Consider the following 19,012-nt stretch of genomic DNA (forward strand, 5'->3'; position numbering starts at 1 on the left):
ATCTCGGCCCTGTTGAGACGATTTGGTTATGTTGACCAAGCTGTTGTTAACTCGTACTAACCGGCCCGCGACTAGGTGATAAGCCTAAATCGATCGAAGAGCTGGATTTAAACTCAAAAACTGAAAGGAATTATCATGCGTCATCGTCACGGCCTACGTAAGTTAAATCGTACCTCTTCCCATCGTTTGGCCATGTTGCGCAACATGACTGTTTCGTTGCTGCGTCACGAAGCAATCAAGACGACATTGCCAAAAGCAAAAGAATTGCGTCGCGTTATCGAGCCGATTCTGACATTGGGCAAGACCGATACACTAGCGAACAAACGTCTTGCTTTCGCCCGTCTGCGTGACCGCGAAATGGTATTGAAATTGTTTGCTGAATTCGGCCCTCGTTACGCAAACCGTAATGGCGGTTACCTACGCATCTTGAAAATGGGTTTCCGTGTTGGTGATAACGCTCCGATGGCATTCATCGAGCTGATGGATCGTCCTGAAGTCAGCGACGACGCTGAAGTCCCAACAGCTGACTAAGACGTCACAGGTTACAAGTAACGCATTGCGTTAAAATCGAAAGCCAGGCTATGCCTGGCTTTTTTGCATTTCCCGTACACTGAAAGAAGTTTTTGCGGTTGTTCATTCTGCTGTCGATTAGTCACGATTTTTATCATTGATATGAAACGTCGCTGTCCGATGATTTGCTACGCATTGGCGCGTGGCTCTCGTAATAGGTGAAATAGGTAAATTGATAATTTATGTCTGAAATCCCAGATTCATCTATTTTAAGCGTCACTGACTTACGTAAATCCTTTGGTGCAAAAGGTTCTCGGACGGTTGTCATCGATGGGCTTTCGTTTGCCTTGCGGGCGGGCGAATGCTACGGATTGTTGGGGCCGAATGGTGCAGGTAAGACAACCACATTGCGCTTGTGTCTGGGCTTGACGACAGCGGACAGTGGAGATATTTGCCTCGCAGGACACCCTGTGCCGGCAGACGCGCGTTTGGCTCGCTTAAGAGTCGGTGTGGTGCCACAGGGCGACAACCTGGATCCTGATTTCACCGTGTCGGAAAACCTTTTGGTATTTGGTCGCTATTTTGGCATTCCTGACGCGGTTATTAACGCCAGGATTCCGAAGTTGCTGGAGTTTGCCAATCTAGGTACCAAGCAGCATGCGCGTATCAATGAATTGTCGGGCGGCATGCGAAGACGTTTGACCCTGGCGCGCGCTTTGGTGAATGATCCTGATCTGATTTTTATGGATGAGCCGACTACCGGCCTCGATCCACAAGCCCGGCATATGATCTGGGAGCGATTGAAGACTTTGCTGAGTCAGGGCAAGACAATCCTGTTGACTACGCACTTTATGGACGAAGCAGAGCGTTTATGTGACCGACTCGCGGTTGTTGATCATGGAAAAATGATTGCTGAGGGATCGCCGCGTGAGTTGATCGCGCAGCATATTGAGTCTGAGGTCGTTGAAATTTACGGCGACAATGCAAAGGCGTGGCTTGATGCAAATAATGGCCATGCTTCGGCGCGGATAGAGATAAGTGGTGAAACGGTTTTTTGTTATACCAACGATGCGCAGACGTTGGTCAGAATGCTTCAGGGGGCACACGGCGTGCGTTACATTCATCGCCCCGCTAATCTTGAGGACTTATTTCTAAAACTCACTGGCCGTGAAATGCGGGATTAAAATGAATATCTACGCACTTCCTGAATTTTCTAAACGCTTCCAACCGATCTGGCGACGCAATTTTCTGGTATGGAAGAAGCTCGCTGTCGCCAGTGTTCTGGGTAATATAGCTGATCCCCTGATTACCTTGCTCGCGTTCGGTTACGGCCTCGGTAGTTTGTTAAAAGAAGTTGACGGCATTCCCTACATTCACTATCTCGCATCAGGCTCTATTTGCATGTCGATCATGTGGGCGGCGTCTTTTGAGGCATTGTATTCAGCTTTCTCACGCATGCACGTGCAAAAAACCTGGGATGCGCTTTTAAATGCGCCATTGGCGCTCGATGACGTGATATTAGCCGAAATGTTGTGGGCCGCGACGAAGTCGATTTTTTCCGGTGTGGCGATTCTTCTGGTGATGTTTTGTCTGGGAATAGGGTTGCATCTCCACACGTTGCTGGTACTGCCTCTATTGTTCTTGATCGGCATGACGTTTGGGTCGTTAGGCTTGGTCTTCAATGCGCTGGCCAAAGGTTATGACTTCTTCACTTATTATTTCACTTTAGTGTTGACGCCCATGATTTTTTTGTCTGGCGTCTATTATCCATCCGCACAGTTGCCTTCATGGCTACAAATAGTCGCCCATATATTGCCTCTGAATGCCGCGGTAAATCTGGTGCGACCGCTATTGTTAGGCAATTGGCCGGTCACGCCAATCACTGATTTGGCTATTTTGGTAGCGTATTGTTGCGTGGGATTTTATGCTGCCGTGGTCTTGACCCGGCGGCGTTTGTTGTAAGGAGTAGACTCGTGGGGCGACTATGTTGGATGTGATCTTAGTGATGACCACAATGCCGAATGTGGTCGACGCAAACGTACTCGCGGAGCAACTCGTGGAACGTAAGCTGGCGGCGTGTGTCAACCTACTGCCGGCGGTGCAGTCTGTATATCGATGGGAGGGAGTTTTAGAGCGAGCAAACGAGGTGGCGATGCTGATTAAGACTACGACGGAGCGTTACAGTGAACTTGAGGAATTTATAAAAGCGGCGCATCCCTATGCGCTGCCAGAAATCATTGCGATCCCGCTGGTTAGCGGCTTACCAGCCTATCTCGAATGGATAGGCGCAGCAACACAAAGGAATTGAATGTTTACCTGGAGCAAACTGCGATCGATGTTTTTTGTCATCCTGAGCCTGATGGTTCTATTGATGTCTTCTGCGCGTGCAGAAGAGGATTATCTGGCGCCTGAAGTCGCATTTAAATTTTCTGCGCGTATGGCCGATCCCAAAACCGCCGAAGTGACTTATGCAATTGCAGATGGTTATTACATGTACCGTGAGCGGTTTAGCTTTAAGGCTGAGGGCGCGACGTTGGGTGAGCCGAAAATTCCCGCGGGTGTGGTTAAATTTGATCGGACTTTTCAGAAAAATGTGGAGATTTATCATCACAGGGTGACCATCAATATTCCGGTCGAGTCCACCAAGGCATTTACGTTGATTGTTACAGGTCAGGGATGCGCGGATAAGGGCTTGTGTTACCCACCTATGGAGCATCGCGTTAATCTGTCTGCCGATGGCATTACAGCTGGCGGAGGCTTGATGGGTGCAATCTCTGCAGCGAAAGGTGCTGGCGCAGCGCTTGATACCTCCTCATCGTCCCGTACATCAAATCCAAATATCGATACGCCATCGAATTCTGTTGTTAGTAATTCCGCAGTATCTTCCGTGGACTTATCCGGCGGCTCTGACATCGGCCGTATCGAATCATCATTGAAGGGCGGCAAACTGCTGGTTATCATGCCGTTGTTTTTGTTATTAGGGCTCGGCTTGTCATTCACTCCTTGCGTGTTACCGATGGTCCCTATTTTGTCGTCGATTATTGTCGGCGAAGGGACGAAGGTTAAACGACGTCGTGCGTTTGTGTTATCGGTTGCTTATGTGTTGGGAATGGCGCTCGTTTATACCGCGCTCGGCGTCGCAGCAGGTCTTGCTGGCGAAGGTTTGTCGGCGGCGTTGCAGAACGCGTGGGTATTGTCTGCTTTCGCGCTGCTGATGGTATTGATGTCGCTATCTATGTTTGGTGTATATCAATTGCAGTTGCCCGGATCGATGCAAACCAAGTTGTCACAAGTGTCGGATAAGCAATCATCGGGCAAACTGGTAGGTGTTTTCGTAATGGGTGCGCTTTCTGCATTGATCGTTGGTCCTTGCGTCGCGGCTCCGCTAGCGGGCGCGTTGGTATACATCAGTCAAACGCGCAATGTGGTTATTGGCGGTAGTGCGTTGTTTGCGATGGCTGTGGGGATGAGCGTGCCGTTATTATTAGTCGGTATTTCGGCCGGTGCGCTATTGCCCCGCGCAGGTGCGTGGATGGAGTCTGTTAAACGATTCTTTGGCGTGCTGATGTTAGGCGTGGCGGTGTGGATGGTCTCGCCGGTCATTCCTGCGGCAGTGCAAATTCTGTGTTGGGCCGCGCTAGGAATCGGTTACGGCGCTTATTTGTTGTGGCACGTGTCCACCAGTTGGTTTTCGAAAGCGGTCGGTTTGGTGTTCGCTGCACTCGGAATTTTGCAGTTAGTGAGCGTTGTAACGGGTGGTCGTGATGTACTGGCACCGCTGGCGCAATTAGGTAGCGGTACGCAAGTGGCGCATACCGAATTTGTGAGAGTCAAGTCGGTTGCTGAGCTGGATGCAGCGTTGGCCCAAACGAATGGTAAACCGGCATTGCTGGATTTCTATGCTGACTGGTGCGTATCGTGCAAAGAGATGGAGAAATTTACGTTTACTGATCCGCGTGTTAAAGCCCGTCTCAACGATATTGTGTTGCTGCAAATTGATGTGACCGCAAACAACGCCGACGACAAGGCCATGCTCAAACGCTTCAATTTATTCGGGCCTCCCGGGATTATACTTTTTGATCATCGGGGTAAAGAGTTGGCTGGCGGTCGAGTGATTGGTTTTCAGAATGCGGATAAATTTACGCAGTCATTGGCTGTTTTAGATCAGCCTCGGTAAGGTAAAGGGGTACACCGCCGGTTACAAGTGATCAGTGATAGTGCCTTGCATCAAGTTCTTAAAATCAACATGTCACGAGTTTCAACATAGGGTAAAGTTATTTGCATAGTCGTTAAAAATCCTTAGAAAAGTCTTTCGATGAGATTATAGTTTTAGGGCTATCAAAGTCCCGGCTGGAATCAATAACGGTTCTAAGAAATTGGTAATGCGCACCGAAGGCAGTCAGATGAGCAGACAAATTTCATGAGATTGCGTTAATGTTTTCTGTGGTTTTCAGAATGCCGTCGGTATTTTTTACGATATCTTTACAGATATTTCGCCGATTCACTGGCGCAAATTTGTCCGATAACCGAATTATTTAAAGGAGATTGACATGACCCTACGTCTTGGCGACGTTGCCCCTGATTTTCAGCAAGATTCTTCGCTGGGCCAGATTAAATTTTACGATTGGGCTGGCGATTCCTGGGTGGTACTCTTTTCTCATCCATCTGACTTTACACCCGTATGCACGACCGAACTTGGTTTGACTTCTAAATTGAAATCGGAGTTTGAGCAGCGCGGCGTTAAGGTGATTGCACTCTCGGTTGATCCTGCGGATAAACATCTGGAATGGATTAAGGACATCAATGAAACCCAAAACACCATAGTGGGCTTCCCTATTATCGCCGATGCCGACCGCAAGGTTTCGGAACTATACGATTTGATTCACCCGAACGCGAGTACAACGGCCACTGTACGTTCATTGTTCGTCATTGATCCAGCCAAAAAAGTACGTTTGACCATTACGTATCCGGCCAGCACGGGCCGTAATTTTGATGAAATTTTGCGGGTGATTGATTCGTTGCAATTGACTGACAGTCACTCGGTCGCAACGCCAGGTAATTGGAAGGATGGTGACGATGTGGTGATCGTGCCTTCGTTACAAGATGAGGAAATTCTCAAGCAAAAATTTCCTAAAGGATACAAGGCGATACGGCCTTATTTACGCTTAACTCCGCAGCCAAATAAATAAAAACGTACCTTAAAAAAAGGCCTCAAACACGTGTGTTTGAGGCCTTTTTTTTCTATCTTCATTACGCCACGATGACCGCATTAATGGCGCTCTGACGGAGGATTTTCAAGATAGCGGCGGCGGCGAAAGAACGCTAACATCCCGACGACAATGAGGACCATGCTGATCATGGTCAACCAAAATCCAGTCTTATTTTGTAGTAATGGCATGACGGCAAAATTCATTCCGAAAATACCGGTAATCAAGGTAAGCGGCATGAATAGCGCGGTAATAACGGTCAACGTGCGCATCACTTCATTGGTCCGATGTGCAACCGCAGAGAAGTGGATTTGTACAGCAGATTCAATCGATGATTCGAGACGACTGGCATGATTGAGCACGCGGGTGATATGTTCCATGACATCGTTGATGCGCACTAATAACAGGTCGCGGGTACGACTGATGGTAACCCCGTCACCCTCATCATCCATATCCACAAAATAATCGCGCAGCTCTTGCATCGCATCGTGCTGTTCTTCGCACAAACTTTCAAGTTTGCGTAATTCAATCCGTGCATCAAGTAATGTCAGCCAATCCTTGAACGGCCGTGCGGGATCGAGCAAGGCACGTTGCCAGCGATCCAGTTGTGTTGTCAGCGGCTGGCGCAATTCCAAATATTTATCGACCATTGCATTTAAAAGCCGCAGCATCAAGTCTTCGGGTGACGTGGGCAATCGGTTTGTGTGCTGTGCTTTGTTACTTTTATTCGCATAATCCAGCAGTCGGCTGCGCGTTGCGCTGATGGTGCGGCTGTGGTGCTCGTGCACTGTCACCAGCGCATTTTCCAGAATGAAAAATGTAATCGGTTGCGTGGTCAGGTTGCCAAAAGCGGCGGGCAGCGGGCGCTTACTACCAATCGCAGTGGTGGGGTTATCAGGCTCCTCCGCTGCAACCGCTGCCGTATCGATATTGCGACTACCATTATCATTCCCATGTAGCGATAGCTTGCGAAATACCACCATGCCGTAATCTTGCGTTGAGTCAAAATAGGATGGGTGAGCCGGATTGATCGCATCCTTTAAATGAGGGTCGTAGATCTGCGTGCCGGTAGCGCAAGCAATCAGATCGCGCCAGCCTTCTGGATCAGCGGCAACTTCTTCATGGGTGGTGTCTATCCATAAAAAACCTTGCGGCGGAACGCTGTCTGGTAGTTCGCTAGTTTGGGTGACTTGATTGTCACCGATTAAAAAAATATCCATATTGAGTGACGAAACCGCTGAAGTGTATGGGAGTGATGCGCCATGTAATTATTGCTAATTACATGGCCTTGTTCTGCCATCATCTGACTTTCGTGATTGTCGAATGTGCGAAAGCTGTTCGCTCGCAAAAGCAAGTTTTGTATGCGGTGACTCTTTGGTACAAAGAAGCACCACATTGATTAGTTCGTTTAATTTTTGTGCAAGAGTCGCGCAATATCCAGAGCGAAATAGGTGAGTACGCCATCGGCACCAGCACGTTTAAAGGCCATCATTGCCTCCATCATTGCCTTGTCGTGATCTAGCCAGCCATTTTGTGTCGCCGCTTTAATCATCGAGTATTCGCCGCTGACTTGATAGGCAAAAGTTGGGACTTTGAATTCGTCTTTGACGCGGCGAATGATGTCCAGATATGGCATGCCCGGCTTAACCATTACCATATCTGCACCTTCAGCCAGATCCAGAGCCACTTCGCGCAAGGCTTCGTCACTGTTGGCCGGATCCATTTGATAGGTATTTTTGCTACTCTTGCCAAGATTGGCCGCTGAGCCCACTGCATCGCGGAACGGGCCATAGAATGCAGAAGCATACTTTGCTGAGTAAGCCATGATGCGCGTATGAATGTGATGATGCGCTTCCAGCGCAGTCCGGATGGCGCCGATGCGTCCGTCCATCATGTCGGAGGGCGCCACAATGTCAACGCCAGCATCGGCCTGAGTGAGTGCCTGCTTGACCAGAAGGACGCAGGTCTCATCATTGAGCACATAGCCATCGGCGTTCATGACGCCATCCTGGCCATGGCTGGTATAAGGATCTAACGCTACGTCAGTCAAAATACCCAACTCAGGAAAGCGCTGTTTTAGCGCGCGGACCGCTTGCGGAATCAAGCCGTTTGGATTGGTCGCTTCTATTCCGTCGGGGGTTTTTAGTGAGGGATTGATTACGGGAAATAGGGCTATAACCGGAATGCCCAGTTCGACGCATTCCTCGGCCACATTTATTAGCAAATCGATGGAGAGGCGCTCCACGCCTGGCATGGAAGCAACCTTCTCGCTATGATTATTTCCTTCGACCACAAAGACTGGATAAATCAGATCGGACACGGTGACGGTATTTTCGCGCATCATCGCGCGAGAAAAGGCGTCCTTGCGCATACGACGCATACGCAATGCTGGGAATGGGGCAACCAACTGGTTGGCTTTTGGGGTATTTTGCATATGAGCTCCGAGATTTTTAGTCAACGCGTGGTGCGGTATTCGTTAATCGGTGTCTGGGCTGAGTGTTGAGGAAGAAAAAATAAAATGTTAGAAAAAATTAGAAACTCTTGAACTTTTCATGTTTAACCGCCTCTTAGCGATAGGTGCATTATTCACCTCCCGCTTCCCTCCCTGAGCGGGGCCATGTCGCTTTTAGTGATAAGGCATTCAGCCCTGAAGATCTTCCCCTTTCTTCAGGGCTTTTTTATTCCCGAGAGGTTTGCGATGTAAACATCATGGCATCCACGGATTTAATAATGTGCTTTAGTTTCCCTGTCGGTTCCTACAGGTTTCACTAAAATTTCTTTTATCAGCAGCCGCACGAACCAGATTATTTGTTATCTGCTTTCTGGGTATCAACGCCAGCGTCGGCGTCAGGTTCTTCTTTCGTGACGTTAACTAAACCCGCTAACTCAAGAATGCGCTGATTGGCTTCATCTAAACCAGTGCGTTTCAACGCTGAAAACAACTGTGCCGTAAATGGCAGTGGTTGACTATTTTCGTCAACGTAACTACCTAAAAAAGTATGTGCCTGGCGTAAAGCATTGGTTGCATCGTTTCGATTGAGCTTGTCAACCTTGCTTAATATGCAATGAATTGGCTTGCCGGTTGGGGCAAACCACTCGACCATTTGCACATCCAGGTCAGTAAATGGCCGACGGGAATCTACAATAAGTACTAATGCAGCTAATTGTGAACGACGGCGAACATAATCGCCGAGTAGCTCCTGCCAGTGCAATTTAGCGGATCCTGAAACTTGCGCATAGCCATAACCGGGTAAATCGACCAACATTGCGCGAATTTCATCGACCTTAGTTTCATCTTTGCGATGCTGACCGACTTGCGCGCCACCGATTGAAAAATAGTTGATATGCTGGGTGCGCCCGGGCGTTTTAGAGGCAAACGCAAGCTTCTTCTGATTGCACAGAAGGTTGATGGCGGTTGATTTGCCTGCGTTTGAACGACCCGCGAAGGCAATCTCAGGGATTTGGGTGTTGGGTAAATCACGGAGGTGATTTACCGTAGTAAAAAAACGGGCTTGCCAGAGTAGAGACATGGAATGAGCAGAAAATGCGGTAGAGGCGGCGAAAATGCCGGAAAGCTATTGTACAATAAGGGGTTGTGTAATGCTGCATTGCGTATGTCAATAGCATGCCGCTAACGCAGAGGAGATATAGTTGGAGTTTGTTAAACCGCCAACAGACCATGCGTAACATTGATAGCAGTGACAGCCGCCATAAGCGATAGCAGCAATAATTACTCGCCGTCTGGGCAGAATTTATTGTCAAGTTTAATTATAAAGTCTCAGGGTGTTTGAATGAACCGTGCGTTTCTATCCGTTTTAAAGTCAGTATTTATTTCCATGCTGGCTTTGTCGTCCTTTGCCTATGCAGCAGATGCACCGGCAGTGGCTCCAAAAGTCGATCTTGCGAAGGGTGAAGCCTTATATACTAATGGCGATCCAACCCGGAATATTGCCGCCTGTATTTCTTGTCATGGTGCTGCCGGTGCTTCCACAATTAGCCAAAATCCGAAATTGGGTGGTCAGCACGCTGCATATGTTTATAAGCAGTTAAAAGATTTCCAGGGCCCTGATCGCAATAATCCGATCATGACGATGTTTGCCAAAGCATTGACTGACGATGAAATGAGAAATATCGCTGGTTATCTGGATGCGCAAAAAGCCAAGCCAGGTGCGGCCAAAAACAAAGATACGCTCGATATGGGCAAAAAAATCTTCCGCGCAGGCATAGCAGAAAAGAATATTCCGGCTTGCGCAGCTTGCCATGGTCCTGGCGGTTCTGGCATTCCAAATCAATTTCCGCGTATTGGCGGACAACATCAGGATTACACTGTCGCCGAGCTAACCAATTTCCGTAGCGGCGTGCGTAAGAATAGTCCACAAATGATGACCATTGCCAAACGCATGTCCGACGACGAAATGAAAGCTGTAGCAGACTACATTGCTGGCTTGAAGTAGCAACAAATACTAAATTCGCGAATAGACTTTTTTTTGAAACCTCATACGCACCATCAAGATTGCGCCCGTGATGCTCGCCGTAGCTGCGTACAGTTGCGGTTTTCGGCACAACCTTGAAGGTGGTCGCGACGGTTCTGAAAGAAGTCAAATAAAGGGGGGGCGGCGAAGGTCGTCCCTTTTTCTTTTCAAAAGAGCAATTACTTATGAGCATCAGTAACAAACCGACGACCGGCCTTGACGACGCACCGCGCACTGGCGGCATAGAGTTGAAGACCAAACACCGGTGGCTCGCCGAGGCAGTGGAATTAGTGTCCTCGATGCGTTTTGCCATTAGCATGCTGACGTTAATTGCGATCGCCTCAATCATCGGCACCGTACTAAAGCAAAACGAGCCAATGCCGAACTACGTTAACCAGTTTGGGCCATTTTGGTTTGATGTTTTTGCAAAACTAGGTTTGTACGCTGTGTATTCGACATGGTGGTTTTTGCTGATAATGGGATTTTTGGTCCTGTCTACGTCACTCTGCATTAGCCGCAATGGTCCGAAAATGCTAAAGGACATGCGTAGCTGGAAAGAAAATGTCCGCGAGCAATCATTGCGCAACTTCCATCACAAAGCGGAGTGGACCGCTCCAGTGATACCGGCCACGCTGACGCAGCAGTTATTGGCACGGATCGCTGCCAAAGGATATAAGACTAAAGTTGTTCAAAAGAATGATGCAGTATTAATAACGGCAAAACAGGGCGCAGCGAATAAGTGGGGCTACATCTTCGCACACAGTGCCATTGTGATCATTTGTATCGGCGGACTATTAGATTCTGATCTGCCAATTCGCGCCCAAAAGTTAATTTTTAATAAAACGCCTTTCAGCGGCACGGGCGTCATCGCCGATATTGGTCCGGAGCACCGTTTAGGGTTGGGAAATCCAACCTTTCGGGGCAACTCGTTGATACCTGAAGGTTCTGCCAGTAGCACGGCCATTATTCCGCAACAAAATGGGGTCTTGATTCAGGATTTGCCATTTACGCTGCAACTCAAACGTTTTGTCATTGATTATTACAGCACCGGCATGCCTAAGTTGTTTGCCAGTGACGTGGTATTGCGCGACAACGTCACGGGTGAAACAGTCACATCAACCGTCAAGGTTAACCAGCCCCTGATTTACAAAGGAATATCGATTTACCAATCCAGCTTTGAGGACGGTGGCAGCAAATTACGGCTTACCGCATTTCCGATGCTAGGCGATCAAAACAAGACCTCACCTTTGGCCGGTGTTGTCAATGGAACGACGCCACTAACTGCCGGTCCTAATAATGAGTATACGGTTGAATGGTCAGGTTTTCGCCCGTTTAACGTGGAGAATATGGCGCAATCCGGTCAAGATTTACGTGCTGTTACCAAGACCAAAAGGAGTTTTAACCAGACATTGTCGGACGACATTGGTAAGCATATGGGTTCGGGTGCTAAAAGCGCCAATGTTAAAGAGTTGAAAAACGTCGGGCCGAGTGTTCAGTATAAGTTGCGTGACAAAACGGGTCAGGCACGCGAGTTTAGCAATTACATGCAACCGGTGAAAGTCGATCAGGATTATGTGTTCCTGGCGGGTGTGCGCGATGTGCCGGATGAGCCATTCCGTTATCTGCGCATTCCGGCTGATGAAAATGACTCGGTAGAAGAGTGGATGCGCCTGCGTTCGGCGTTGATGAACCCGGAGTTGCGGAAACTGGCAGCGCAGCGTTATGCGCAGCGTGCTATTCCTCAAGCACGAGCCGATATGCCAACTTTGCGCGACCAGTTGGAGCAATCTGCATTGCGCGGATTGTCGATGTTTGCCGGTGATGGCAAACAGGCCGGATATATGGCGATATCGAAATTCTTGGAGCAGGTTCCGGCGCAGGAGCAAGAAAAAGCAGCTGATATTTTCATGAAAATATTGAACGGCAGTCTGTGGGATTTATGGCAGGTGGCGCGTGAAAAGGATGGTTTGAAGGATATTCCTGTGAATGAAAAAAACACGCGCTTCCTACAATTGAGCAGTAATGCACTGTCTGACGCAACCTTCTATAATGCTCCGGTATATCTTCAACTCACTGGCTTCGACGAAATCAAGGCCTCGGTATTCCAGGTGACGCGTTCGCCGGGTAAGAAAGTGGTCTATTTGGGCTGTTTATTCTTGGTTCTAGGTATCTTTTCGATGTTATACATACGAGAGCGGCGCTTGTGGGTATGGATACGTCCCGACAGTCTGGTCGAAGGTCAGTCGCACATATTGATGGCCATGAGCACGCAGCGAAAGACGCTGGATTTTGAAAAAGAAGTTGATGTGATGAAAATACATTTAAAGCAATCGCAAGGCTAACCCGAATCCGCCCGCAGTAATGACTAAAATGCAATCGTCATTACGCGTCCTCAGATTCAGCAATTAAATACATACATGCGCCCTGCGCAAAGATAAGAACGATTCGGAGATCATGATGGAACTGACCCAAACTTATTCACCACCGGATGGCTTTTTTAAGCGTTTGTCGATACTAGACTGGTTGTTCGCTTTTGCGCTGGTGGCCGGTTCACTCTTCGCATTGGGTCGGTATGGCACGCATATGGACTATTACGAAAAAGGCGTGTTGCTTCTGGCTGCTCCGACCTTTGCGCTAGTGGGCTGGAACTGGAAATCGGTCCGCTGGTTAATGCCGTTGCTAGCCTTATTGGCGCTGTCTGCGATTGCCATGTATGGCGGCGTGCTTGATATGGCAAATAAGAAATTTTTTCTCAAATATATTCTTTCCAGTCAATCCGCAATTCTGTGGATGGGCACTTTATTCTTTCTATCCACATTTTTCTATTGGATCGGTTTAATTGCGCGGTCAGATTTCGGTTCGTCGATCGGTTCCAAATTATGTTGGGCAGCGGTGATATTGGGATTTACCGGCTTGCTGGTACGCTGGTATGAGTCCTATCTGATTGGTGTGGATATCGGTCATATACCAATTTCTAACCTGTATGAAGTTTTTATTCTTTTTAGTCTGATTACAGCATTATTTTATTTATATTACGAGCAACGCTACGGTACGCGCCAACTTGGTCCGTTTGTCATGCTGGTGATTTCTGCTGCTGTCGGCTTTTTGCTTTGGTACACGGTTGCGCGCGATGCCGCTGAAATTCAACCACTGGTGCCTGCACTACAAAGCTGGTGGATGAAAATTCACGTACCGGCCAACTTTATCGGTTATGGCACGTTCTCAATGTCCGCGATGGTGGCGATGGCCTATTTGCTGAAATCAAGCGGCTATCTGGTTGATCGTCTGCCGCCGTTGGAAGTGCTGGACGACGTGATGTACAAGGCGATTGCGGTTGGCTTCACATTCTTCACTATTGCTACCATTCTCGGTGCGCTTTGGGCTGCGGAAGCCTGGGGCGGTTATTGGTCATGGGATCCAAAGGAAACGTGGGCGCTGATTGTCTGGCTCAATTATGCCGCCTGGCTACACATGCGGTTGATGAAGGGCCTTCGCGGTCGCGTCGCCGCTTGGTGGGCGTTAATCGGCCTCTTGGTGACGACCTTTGCTTTCCTCGGCGTGAATATGTTTCTGTCTGGTTTGCATTCTTACGGCGAGTTGTAAAAAGATGTCCGCACTATTGCCTATTATTGCAAGCCCGCTTGATGGTTCGTTGAAGAGTGCGATTAAAAACTCTTTAACGGATGGCGAAGTCGATCTGGTTATTTTCGATTCTGACGGTACTTTGGTTGATAGCGAGCTACTGGCTGCTGAGGCAATGGTAGATTATGCTGCCGAGTTCCAGATAGTCATGACCGTGACCGAAATCATGGAGCGATTCAAGGGCGGCAAAATGGCCGATTGGGTTCTCGCCATGGAGCAATTAGGTGGCGCGGCGTTGCCAGAGTCATTTGCTTTGACCTTACGTCAACGCACCGCCGTTCTATTTCGGGAGCGACTACAGCCGGTTGAAGGCGCCCTGGAATTGGTGCGCTCCCTCAGCATACCTTTCTGTCTGGCCTCCAATGGGCCGCGTGACAAAATTGAGTTGTGCCTGGGAGTCACTGGTTTGTTACCCTATTTTGAGCGACGCATTTTTAGCGCCTATGAAGTGGGCACGTGGAAACCCGAGCCAGGTTTATTCTTACACGCAGCCGAGCAAATGGGCGTCGACCCCTCGCGTTGCGTCGTAGTCGAAGATAGTGTTCCCGGCGCAAAAGCGGCCGTTGCAGCTGGCATGCGCGTATTTGCGTTACAAACCGGCGACGTCGAGCCTGGCATGCCGGCACAAGCAACCGTTATCAAACGGTTGGATGAGTTATACGATCATTTCGGCTAATCGCCGTGAGTGCGCTTGCGCATTAAAACGTCCGCGTTCTGCCTTAATTGCCTTATCCCTATATGATGGCTAATTGGTGGCGTCGGCTTCGACAATGCTAACTTGCGGTTACGCCTTGGCGATGTCATTTGGTAGTCTCAGCTTAGTCGAGCTCGACCTATTTCGGCTGCCTTAATTGGTCGGCAACTCTTTCTGCCGGATCGATTGGGATTTTGGCACAGCGATGGCAAAATTCAGGTAGCAGTGTGATGGCGGTTTCTGTTTAATGACGCACCTCCATTGCTTTTATTGCATTGAAAAAAGTCCTTTACTTAGATTAAGTTGCATCTGCGACTCAACATTTTGCGTATAAGTTAGAGAGGGTCTGTAAGGATAGGTGACGCCCGTCGACCAATGAGCATATCAGCAACACCCCTATTCGTATTTAAACAGCCAAGCACAATAGACAAATTGTCTCACCGATTTTCACAGGAGATTCGCATGCTGATTCGCCGCAGCCAAAACATCATAGAAATTCCCGCCGCATCCGACATTACGCCGCGTGCGATATTTGATTCGCGCCGCAGTTTTATTCGTCAATTGGCCGTGGGTTCTATCGCCACCGGATCGATCTTGGAACTTGCCTCGCATGAGGCTTTTGCGCAAAACTCTACGTTGCCAAAACTTGCCGCGAAGCGCAATGCTACCTACGTAGTCACCGATAAGGCGACTCCTTATAAAGACGCCACAACGTATAACAATTATTACGAGTTCGGGACTGACAAGGCCGACCCTGCGCAAAATGCTGGGACCTTGAAGACCAGGCCCTGGAGCGTCTCAATCGAAGGAGAAGTGAAAAAACCGATGACGCTTGATCTGGACAGCCTGATGAAACTGGCGCCGATGGAAGAGCGCATTTATCGGCTCCGCTGCGTGGAAGGGTGGTCCATGGTGATTCCTTGGATCGGTTATTCGCTTTCGGCATTGATCAAAAAAGTTGAGCCGACCAGCAATGCAAAATATATTGAATTCACAACTTTGGCTGACAAAAAGCAAATGCCTGGCCTGAGTAGTCCAGTGCTTGAGTGGCCTTATGTTGAAGGTCTGCGCATGGACGAGGCGATGCACCCGCTGGCGCTGCTGACCTTCGGTATGTACGGCGAAGTATTGCCCAACCAAAATGGTGCGCCGGTGCGGATGGTATTGCCGTGGAAATATGGTTTCAAGTCAGCTAAGTCGATTGTCAAAATTCGCTTTCTGAAAGAGCAGCCAAGAACTGCCTGGAATCTGACTGCGGCGAATGAATATGGGTTCTATTCCAACGTAAATCCCAACGTCGATCATCCACGCTGGTCGCAGGCAACCGAACGCCGAATCGGCGAAGACGGTTTTTTCACCAAAAAGCGTCCCACTTTGATGTTCAATGGGTATAACGACGTCGCATCGTTATACACAGGGATGGATTTGAAGAAATATTTCTAATCGTTAAGCGGTTTAAAGTACCCAAATATATGAGCCCGGAGCGTCTTAAAGATGCATAAAAGTCGGCTCTACAATTTGGGTCGCACCCGATATTGATGCCATTTTTTCTGACGAAGTTAGAGCAGAGTCTTTGTGGAAGTAATTTTCCAACAATCCTGCAGCGTCGAATAAAACAATACGAACTGAGTCTGGTATTGCGGCGTTAAGCGGTCTGGCACAAACGTATAGACAATATGTCGCAACACGTTTTTCTGATGTCGAAAGTAGACAATGATTAATCCAAATCCTAAGCAATTCCGTGTTCTGAAAGCCGCACTATTTGTGCTGGCTTTGCTTCCTTTCATTCGATTATTTGTGTACGCGTTCACGGATCAACTCGGGGCCAATCCAATCGAATTTATTACGCGCAGTACTGGCGACTGGACCTTGTATTTTTTGTGTATTACTTTAGCGGTGACGCCGTTGAGACGCTGTACCGGTTGGAACTGGTTGATTAAATTGCGGCGCATGCTAGGTTTGTTTGCGTTCTTTTATGCTGCCTCGCACTTCACTACTTTTCTTTGGTTTGATCATTTTTTTGACGTTACAGCAATGCTCAAAGACGTCTACAAACGGCCATTTATTACGGTAGGATTTATCGCGTTTGTGCTACTGATTCCCCTAGCGCTAACGAGCACTAACGGCATGATTAAACGGCTTGGTGGCAAGCGTTGGCAATGGTTGCATCGCACCGTGTACGGCATTGCCATGCTGGGAATTTTACATTTTTGGTGGATGCGCGCAGGAAAGCATAACTTCGAAAAACCAATCGTATTTGGCACAATCGTTGGCGTGTTATTACTGTTGCGCGTTTATTGGTATTTCAAGCAAAAGCGCGGTGCAAGCAACCGTCAGACAGATGGTATTCAAAAGCGCCAGATAATCTCTCCGCAATGAGCACACAGCAATAAAAATTGATTTACTGTCAAGGCATTGCAATCTGGCATGGTGTGAAATAAAAAGGGGCAGGGTATTTTTACCGTGCCCCTTTTTTACTCCATCACTTTCGTATGCTGACTGTTATGGCAGCATGGATTCCAGCGCAAACAAATCTTGCGGCGCTTCCCGCTTGCGTATCAAATGGACCTCGTCACCATCCACCATCACTTCAGCAGCACGTCCACGTGTGTTGTAATTGGACGCCATCGTCATACCATAAGCGCCAGCGGACTGGAATGCTAGCAAATCGCCTTGTTCGACCGCCAGGACGCGTGCGCGAGCCAACCAGTCGCCCGACTCACAGATCGGCCCAACGACGTCGTAGGTGGCGCTGCTGGCCTTAGGGTTCAGTTCTATAACAGTTTGAACACCATGCCATGCTTCATACAATGCCGGACGCATCAAGTCATTCATTGCGGCATCAACCACCGCAAAATTTTTGCTCGCACCATATTTCAAATATTGCACTTCAGTGAGTAAGATACCGGCATTTCCTACAATCGAACGGCCTGGTTCAAACAGCACTTTCAAAGGTATCCCTTGATATTTTTCCTGGCGCCATGTGTCAATTTTGGCGAACAAACGGCCGAGATAGGCGCTTACCGCAACAGGTTTTTCATCATCGTAAGTGATCCCGATACCGCCACCGATATCGAGATGGTGCACGTGTATATTTTCACTCGCTAACTGATCTATTAATTGGATGACCTTTTCCAGCGCTTCAAGCAATGGCGCGTCGTCCAGCAATTGCGAGCCGATGTGGCAGTCGATACCGGTAATGTCAATATGTGGCAAAGTAGCCGCTGTACGATAGCAGGACAGCGCGTCTTCGTAGGCGACACCGAATTTGTTATCTTTCAGGCCGGTCGAAATATAGGGATGGGTTTTGGCATCGACATTGGGGTTAACCCGCAACGAAATAGCAGCGGTCTTGCCCATTTCGCCAGCGACCTCGTTAAGTCGGTGCAGTTCTGGAATTGATTCCACGTTAAAGCATAAAATATCGTGCGTCAGCGCCAAACGCATTTCATCACGTGTTTTGCCAACACCGGAAAAAATTACCTTGCGCGGATTACCGCCAGCAGCCAGAACCCGCAATAATTCGCCACCCGACACGATGTCAAAACCGGAACCGAGTTGACTCAGTACTTGCAGCACGGCCAGATTAGAGTTGGATTTGACCGAATAACAGACCAATGATTCTGCAGCCTCGCGGCCGCCCGCGGTACAAGCGTTGGCATAAGCCAGGAAATGATCGGTCAGAGCTGCTTTGGAATAAACGTAAGTCGGTGTTCCAAATTGCTCCGCGATAGAGGTCAGAGAGGTGTTTTCGGCGTGCAGTGCACCGTTTTGATACGAAAAATAGGACATGGAAAAGTCAGTTATGAAGTCAATAAATTATTGGGAAATAGTGTCAGGCCCAGTTGGCTCAGGCGGTACCATTTGAGTGTGTGGTCCCGCTTTCGCTGCGCCGCTCTCCGTGGTACCCGGTGCCGTCACTGTTGCCGGTGTCGCTAGCGGCGCGGATGTTCCAGATGGTTGCGTGGCCAGTGGAGGTACTTTTGGCATGAAAAGAGGGCCTTTTTGACCGCAGGCGGTCAGGAAGAGCGAAAATGCAAGCGTACTACCTAAAATTGCTACGCGGGACAAATCAAATGATGGTTTCACGGATTAGAATCACTGAGTAAGTTTAACAACATGGAATGGATTGGAGTTTAGCATGACAGAATCAGAATTTCTGGTTGCGGCTGAGGCGACCTTGAGCGCGCTAGAGGCGGCATTGGAGCGTGCCAACGATAACGACGAGTTGGATGTTGAGTGCAGTCGTCGCGGCAATGTACTGGAAATCGAATTTATCGATAACGGATCAAAAATCATCGTCAATAGCCAGGCACCGATGCAAGAGCTGTGGATTGCGGCCAAATCGGGCGGTTTTCACTATAAATTGAAAGGTAACGTCTGGCGCAATACACGTGATGACTCTGAGTTTTTTGCCGCTTTATCAACTATGGTCGGCGAGCAAGGCGGAACTACATTACAACTAAAGCCTTAGTCGGACTCACGCA

The 19,012-nt window shown here is 48.6% G+C and carries 18 protein-coding genes; 13 read left to right on the forward strand and 5 right to left on the reverse strand.

Annotated features, from left to right (window positions below; all coding sequences use genetic code 11):
• The first annotated feature begins 135 nt into the window (after positions 1-135).
• The 6 genes from rplQ to QN379_RS05055 all read left to right on the forward strand — a co-directional run bounded on the left by rplQ (position 136) and on the right by QN379_RS05055 (position 5,699).
• Complete coding sequence (gene rplQ, locus QN379_RS05030) at positions 136-531, forward strand: 50S ribosomal protein L17 (protein ID WP_205322885.1); 396 nt, start codon at positions 136-138, stop codon at positions 529-531.
• A 221-nt stretch (positions 532-752) separates the two neighbouring features.
• Positions 753-1,694: an ATP-binding cassette domain-containing protein gene (locus QN379_RS05035; protein ID WP_322233917.1), complete on the forward strand. Its 942-nt coding sequence runs from the start codon at positions 753-755 to the stop codon at positions 1,692-1,694.
• A gap of 1 nt (position 1,695) precedes the next feature.
• Positions 1,696-2,472 carry an ABC transporter permease gene (locus QN379_RS05040; RefSeq protein WP_322233915.1) on the forward strand — a complete coding sequence of 259 codons (777 nt, stop codon included), beginning with the start codon at positions 1,696-1,698 and terminating at the stop codon, positions 2,470-2,472.
• A 22-nt stretch (positions 2,473-2,494) separates the two neighbouring features.
• The gene (gene cutA, locus QN379_RS05045) at positions 2,495-2,818 is read left to right on the forward strand and encodes a divalent-cation tolerance protein CutA (RefSeq protein ID WP_323506146.1); all 324 of its coding nucleotides are present in this window, start codon (positions 2,495-2,497) and stop codon (positions 2,816-2,818) included.
• Positions 2,819-4,687: a protein-disulfide reductase DsbD gene (dsbD, locus tag QN379_RS05050; RefSeq protein WP_323506147.1), complete on the forward strand. Its 1,869-nt coding sequence runs from the start codon at positions 2,819-2,821 to the stop codon at positions 4,685-4,687. It begins immediately after the preceding gene.
• Between the two features lie 373 nt (positions 4,688-5,060).
• A complete protein-coding gene (locus QN379_RS05055) occupies positions 5,061-5,699 on the forward strand; it encodes a peroxiredoxin (RefSeq protein ID WP_322233909.1) in 639 nt (212 codons plus the stop codon).
• 80 nt (positions 5,700-5,779) lie between these two features.
• On the opposite strand, the gene QN379_RS05060 is transcribed toward QN379_RS05055, so the two are convergent.
• The 3 genes from QN379_RS05060 to yihA all read right to left on the reverse strand — a co-directional run bounded on the left by QN379_RS05060 (position 5,780) and on the right by yihA (position 9,247).
• The gene (locus QN379_RS05060; protein WP_322233907.1) at positions 5,780-6,937 is read right to left on the reverse strand and encodes a magnesium transporter CorA family protein; all 1,158 of its coding nucleotides are present in this window, start codon (positions 6,935-6,937) and stop codon (positions 5,780-5,782) included.
• Positions 6,938-7,125: 188 nt separating this feature from the next.
• Entirely contained in the window at positions 7,126-8,151 is a 1,026-nt protein-coding gene (gene hemB / locus QN379_RS05065) for a porphobilinogen synthase (protein WP_322233905.1), read from the reverse strand.
• 370 nt (positions 8,152-8,521) lie between these two features.
• The gene (yihA, locus tag QN379_RS05070) at positions 8,522-9,247 is read right to left on the reverse strand and encodes a ribosome biogenesis GTP-binding protein YihA/YsxC (protein WP_323506148.1); all 726 of its coding nucleotides are present in this window, start codon (positions 9,245-9,247) and stop codon (positions 8,522-8,524) included.
• A 261-nt stretch (positions 9,248-9,508) separates the two neighbouring features.
• Here yihA and QN379_RS05075 point away from each other — a divergent pair, with 261 nt between their 5' ends.
• The 6 genes from QN379_RS05075 (at position 9,509) to msrQ (ending at position 16,904) form a co-directional block, all read left to right on the forward strand.
• Positions 9,509-10,171, forward strand: coding sequence for a c-type cytochrome (locus QN379_RS05075; protein ID WP_322233901.1), 663 nt, complete (start codon positions 9,509-9,511; stop codon positions 10,169-10,171).
• Between the two features lie 203 nt (positions 10,172-10,374).
• A complete protein-coding gene (locus QN379_RS05080) occupies positions 10,375-12,531 on the forward strand; it encodes a cytochrome c biogenesis protein ResB (RefSeq protein WP_322233898.1) in 2,157 nt (718 codons plus the stop codon).
• 115 nt (positions 12,532-12,646) lie between these two features.
• On the forward strand, positions 12,647-13,792 hold the full coding sequence (gene ccsB / locus QN379_RS05085) for a c-type cytochrome biogenesis protein CcsB (RefSeq protein WP_322240293.1): 1,146 nt from the start codon (positions 12,647-12,649) through the stop codon (positions 13,790-13,792).
• Between the two features lie 4 nt (positions 13,793-13,796).
• Complete coding sequence (locus QN379_RS05090; protein ID WP_322233896.1) at positions 13,797-14,507, forward strand: HAD-IA family hydrolase; 711 nt, start codon at positions 13,797-13,799, stop codon at positions 14,505-14,507.
• 480 nt (positions 14,508-14,987) lie between these two features.
• Positions 14,988-15,968: a protein-methionine-sulfoxide reductase catalytic subunit MsrP gene (gene msrP, locus QN379_RS05095; protein ID WP_322233893.1), complete on the forward strand. Its 981-nt coding sequence runs from the start codon at positions 14,988-14,990 to the stop codon at positions 15,966-15,968.
• A gap of 270 nt (positions 15,969-16,238) precedes the next feature.
• The gene (gene msrQ, locus QN379_RS05100; RefSeq protein ID WP_322233891.1) at positions 16,239-16,904 is read left to right on the forward strand and encodes a protein-methionine-sulfoxide reductase heme-binding subunit MsrQ; all 666 of its coding nucleotides are present in this window, start codon (positions 16,239-16,241) and stop codon (positions 16,902-16,904) included.
• A gap of 123 nt (positions 16,905-17,027) precedes the next feature.
• Here msrQ and lysA read toward each other — a convergent pair whose 3' ends face one another.
• Complete coding sequence (lysA, locus tag QN379_RS05105) at positions 17,028-18,317, reverse strand: diaminopimelate decarboxylase (protein ID WP_322233889.1); 1,290 nt, start codon at positions 18,315-18,317, stop codon at positions 17,028-17,030.
• A gap of 27 nt (positions 18,318-18,344) precedes the next feature.
• Entirely contained in the window at positions 18,345-18,614 is a 270-nt protein-coding gene (gene lptM, locus QN379_RS05110) for an LPS translocon maturation chaperone LptM (protein ID WP_322233887.1), read from the reverse strand.
• Between the two features lie 52 nt (positions 18,615-18,666).
• Here lptM and cyaY point away from each other — a divergent pair, with 52 nt between their 5' ends.
• Positions 18,667-18,999, forward strand: a complete 333-nt coding sequence (cyaY, locus tag QN379_RS05115) for an iron donor protein CyaY (RefSeq protein WP_322233885.1) — start codon at positions 18,667-18,669, stop codon at positions 18,997-18,999.
• Positions 19,000-19,012: the final 13 nt, after the last annotated feature.

Source organism: Glaciimonas sp. Gout2 (assembly GCF_035018905.1).
Lineage (GTDB): Bacteria > Pseudomonadota > Gammaproteobacteria > Burkholderiales > Burkholderiaceae_D > Glaciimonas.

Coding starts and splice junctions, on each gene's coding strand:
- cutA (WP_323506146.1), top strand. CDS start 2,495: ATGTTGGATGTGATCTTAGTGATGACCACAATGCCGAATGTGGTCGAC.
- hemB (WP_322233905.1), bottom strand. CDS start 8,151: ATGCAAAATACCCCAAAAGCCAACCAGTTGGTTGCCCCATTCCCAGCA.
- msrQ (WP_322233891.1), top strand. CDS start 16,239: ATGATTAATCCAAATCCTAAGCAATTCCGTGTTCTGAAAGCCGCACTA.
- QN379_RS05035 (WP_322233917.1), top strand. CDS start 753: ATGTCTGAAATCCCAGATTCATCTATTTTAAGCGTCACTGACTTACGT.
- QN379_RS05075 (WP_322233901.1), top strand. CDS start 9,509: ATGAACCGTGCGTTTCTATCCGTTTTAAAGTCAGTATTTATTTCCATG.
- msrP (WP_322233893.1), top strand. CDS start 14,988: ATGCTGATTCGCCGCAGCCAAAACATCATAGAAATTCCCGCCGCATCC.
- lysA (WP_322233889.1), bottom strand. CDS start 18,317: ATGTCCTATTTTTCGTATCAAAACGGTGCACTGCACGCCGAAAACACC.
- QN379_RS05090 (WP_322233896.1), top strand. CDS start 13,797: ATGTCCGCACTATTGCCTATTATTGCAAGCCCGCTTGATGGTTCGTTG.
- QN379_RS05060 (WP_322233907.1), bottom strand. CDS start 6,937: ATGGATATTTTTTTAATCGGTGACAATCAAGTCACCCAAACTAGCGAA.
- yihA (WP_323506148.1), bottom strand. CDS start 9,247: ATGTCTCTACTCTGGCAAGCCCGTTTTTTTACTACGGTAAATCACCTC.
- cyaY (WP_322233885.1), top strand. CDS start 18,667: ATGACAGAATCAGAATTTCTGGTTGCGGCTGAGGCGACCTTGAGCGCG.
- rplQ (WP_205322885.1), top strand. CDS start 136: ATGCGTCATCGTCACGGCCTACGTAAGTTAAATCGTACCTCTTCCCAT.
- QN379_RS05080 (WP_322233898.1), top strand. CDS start 10,375: ATGAGCATCAGTAACAAACCGACGACCGGCCTTGACGACGCACCGCGC.
- dsbD (WP_323506147.1), top strand. CDS start 2,819: ATGTTTACCTGGAGCAAACTGCGATCGATGTTTTTTGTCATCCTGAGC.
- QN379_RS05055 (WP_322233909.1), top strand. CDS start 5,061: ATGACCCTACGTCTTGGCGACGTTGCCCCTGATTTTCAGCAAGATTCT.
- QN379_RS05040 (WP_322233915.1), top strand. CDS start 1,696: ATGAATATCTACGCACTTCCTGAATTTTCTAAACGCTTCCAACCGATC.
- ccsB (WP_322240293.1), top strand. CDS start 12,647: ATGGAACTGACCCAAACTTATTCACCACCGGATGGCTTTTTTAAGCGT.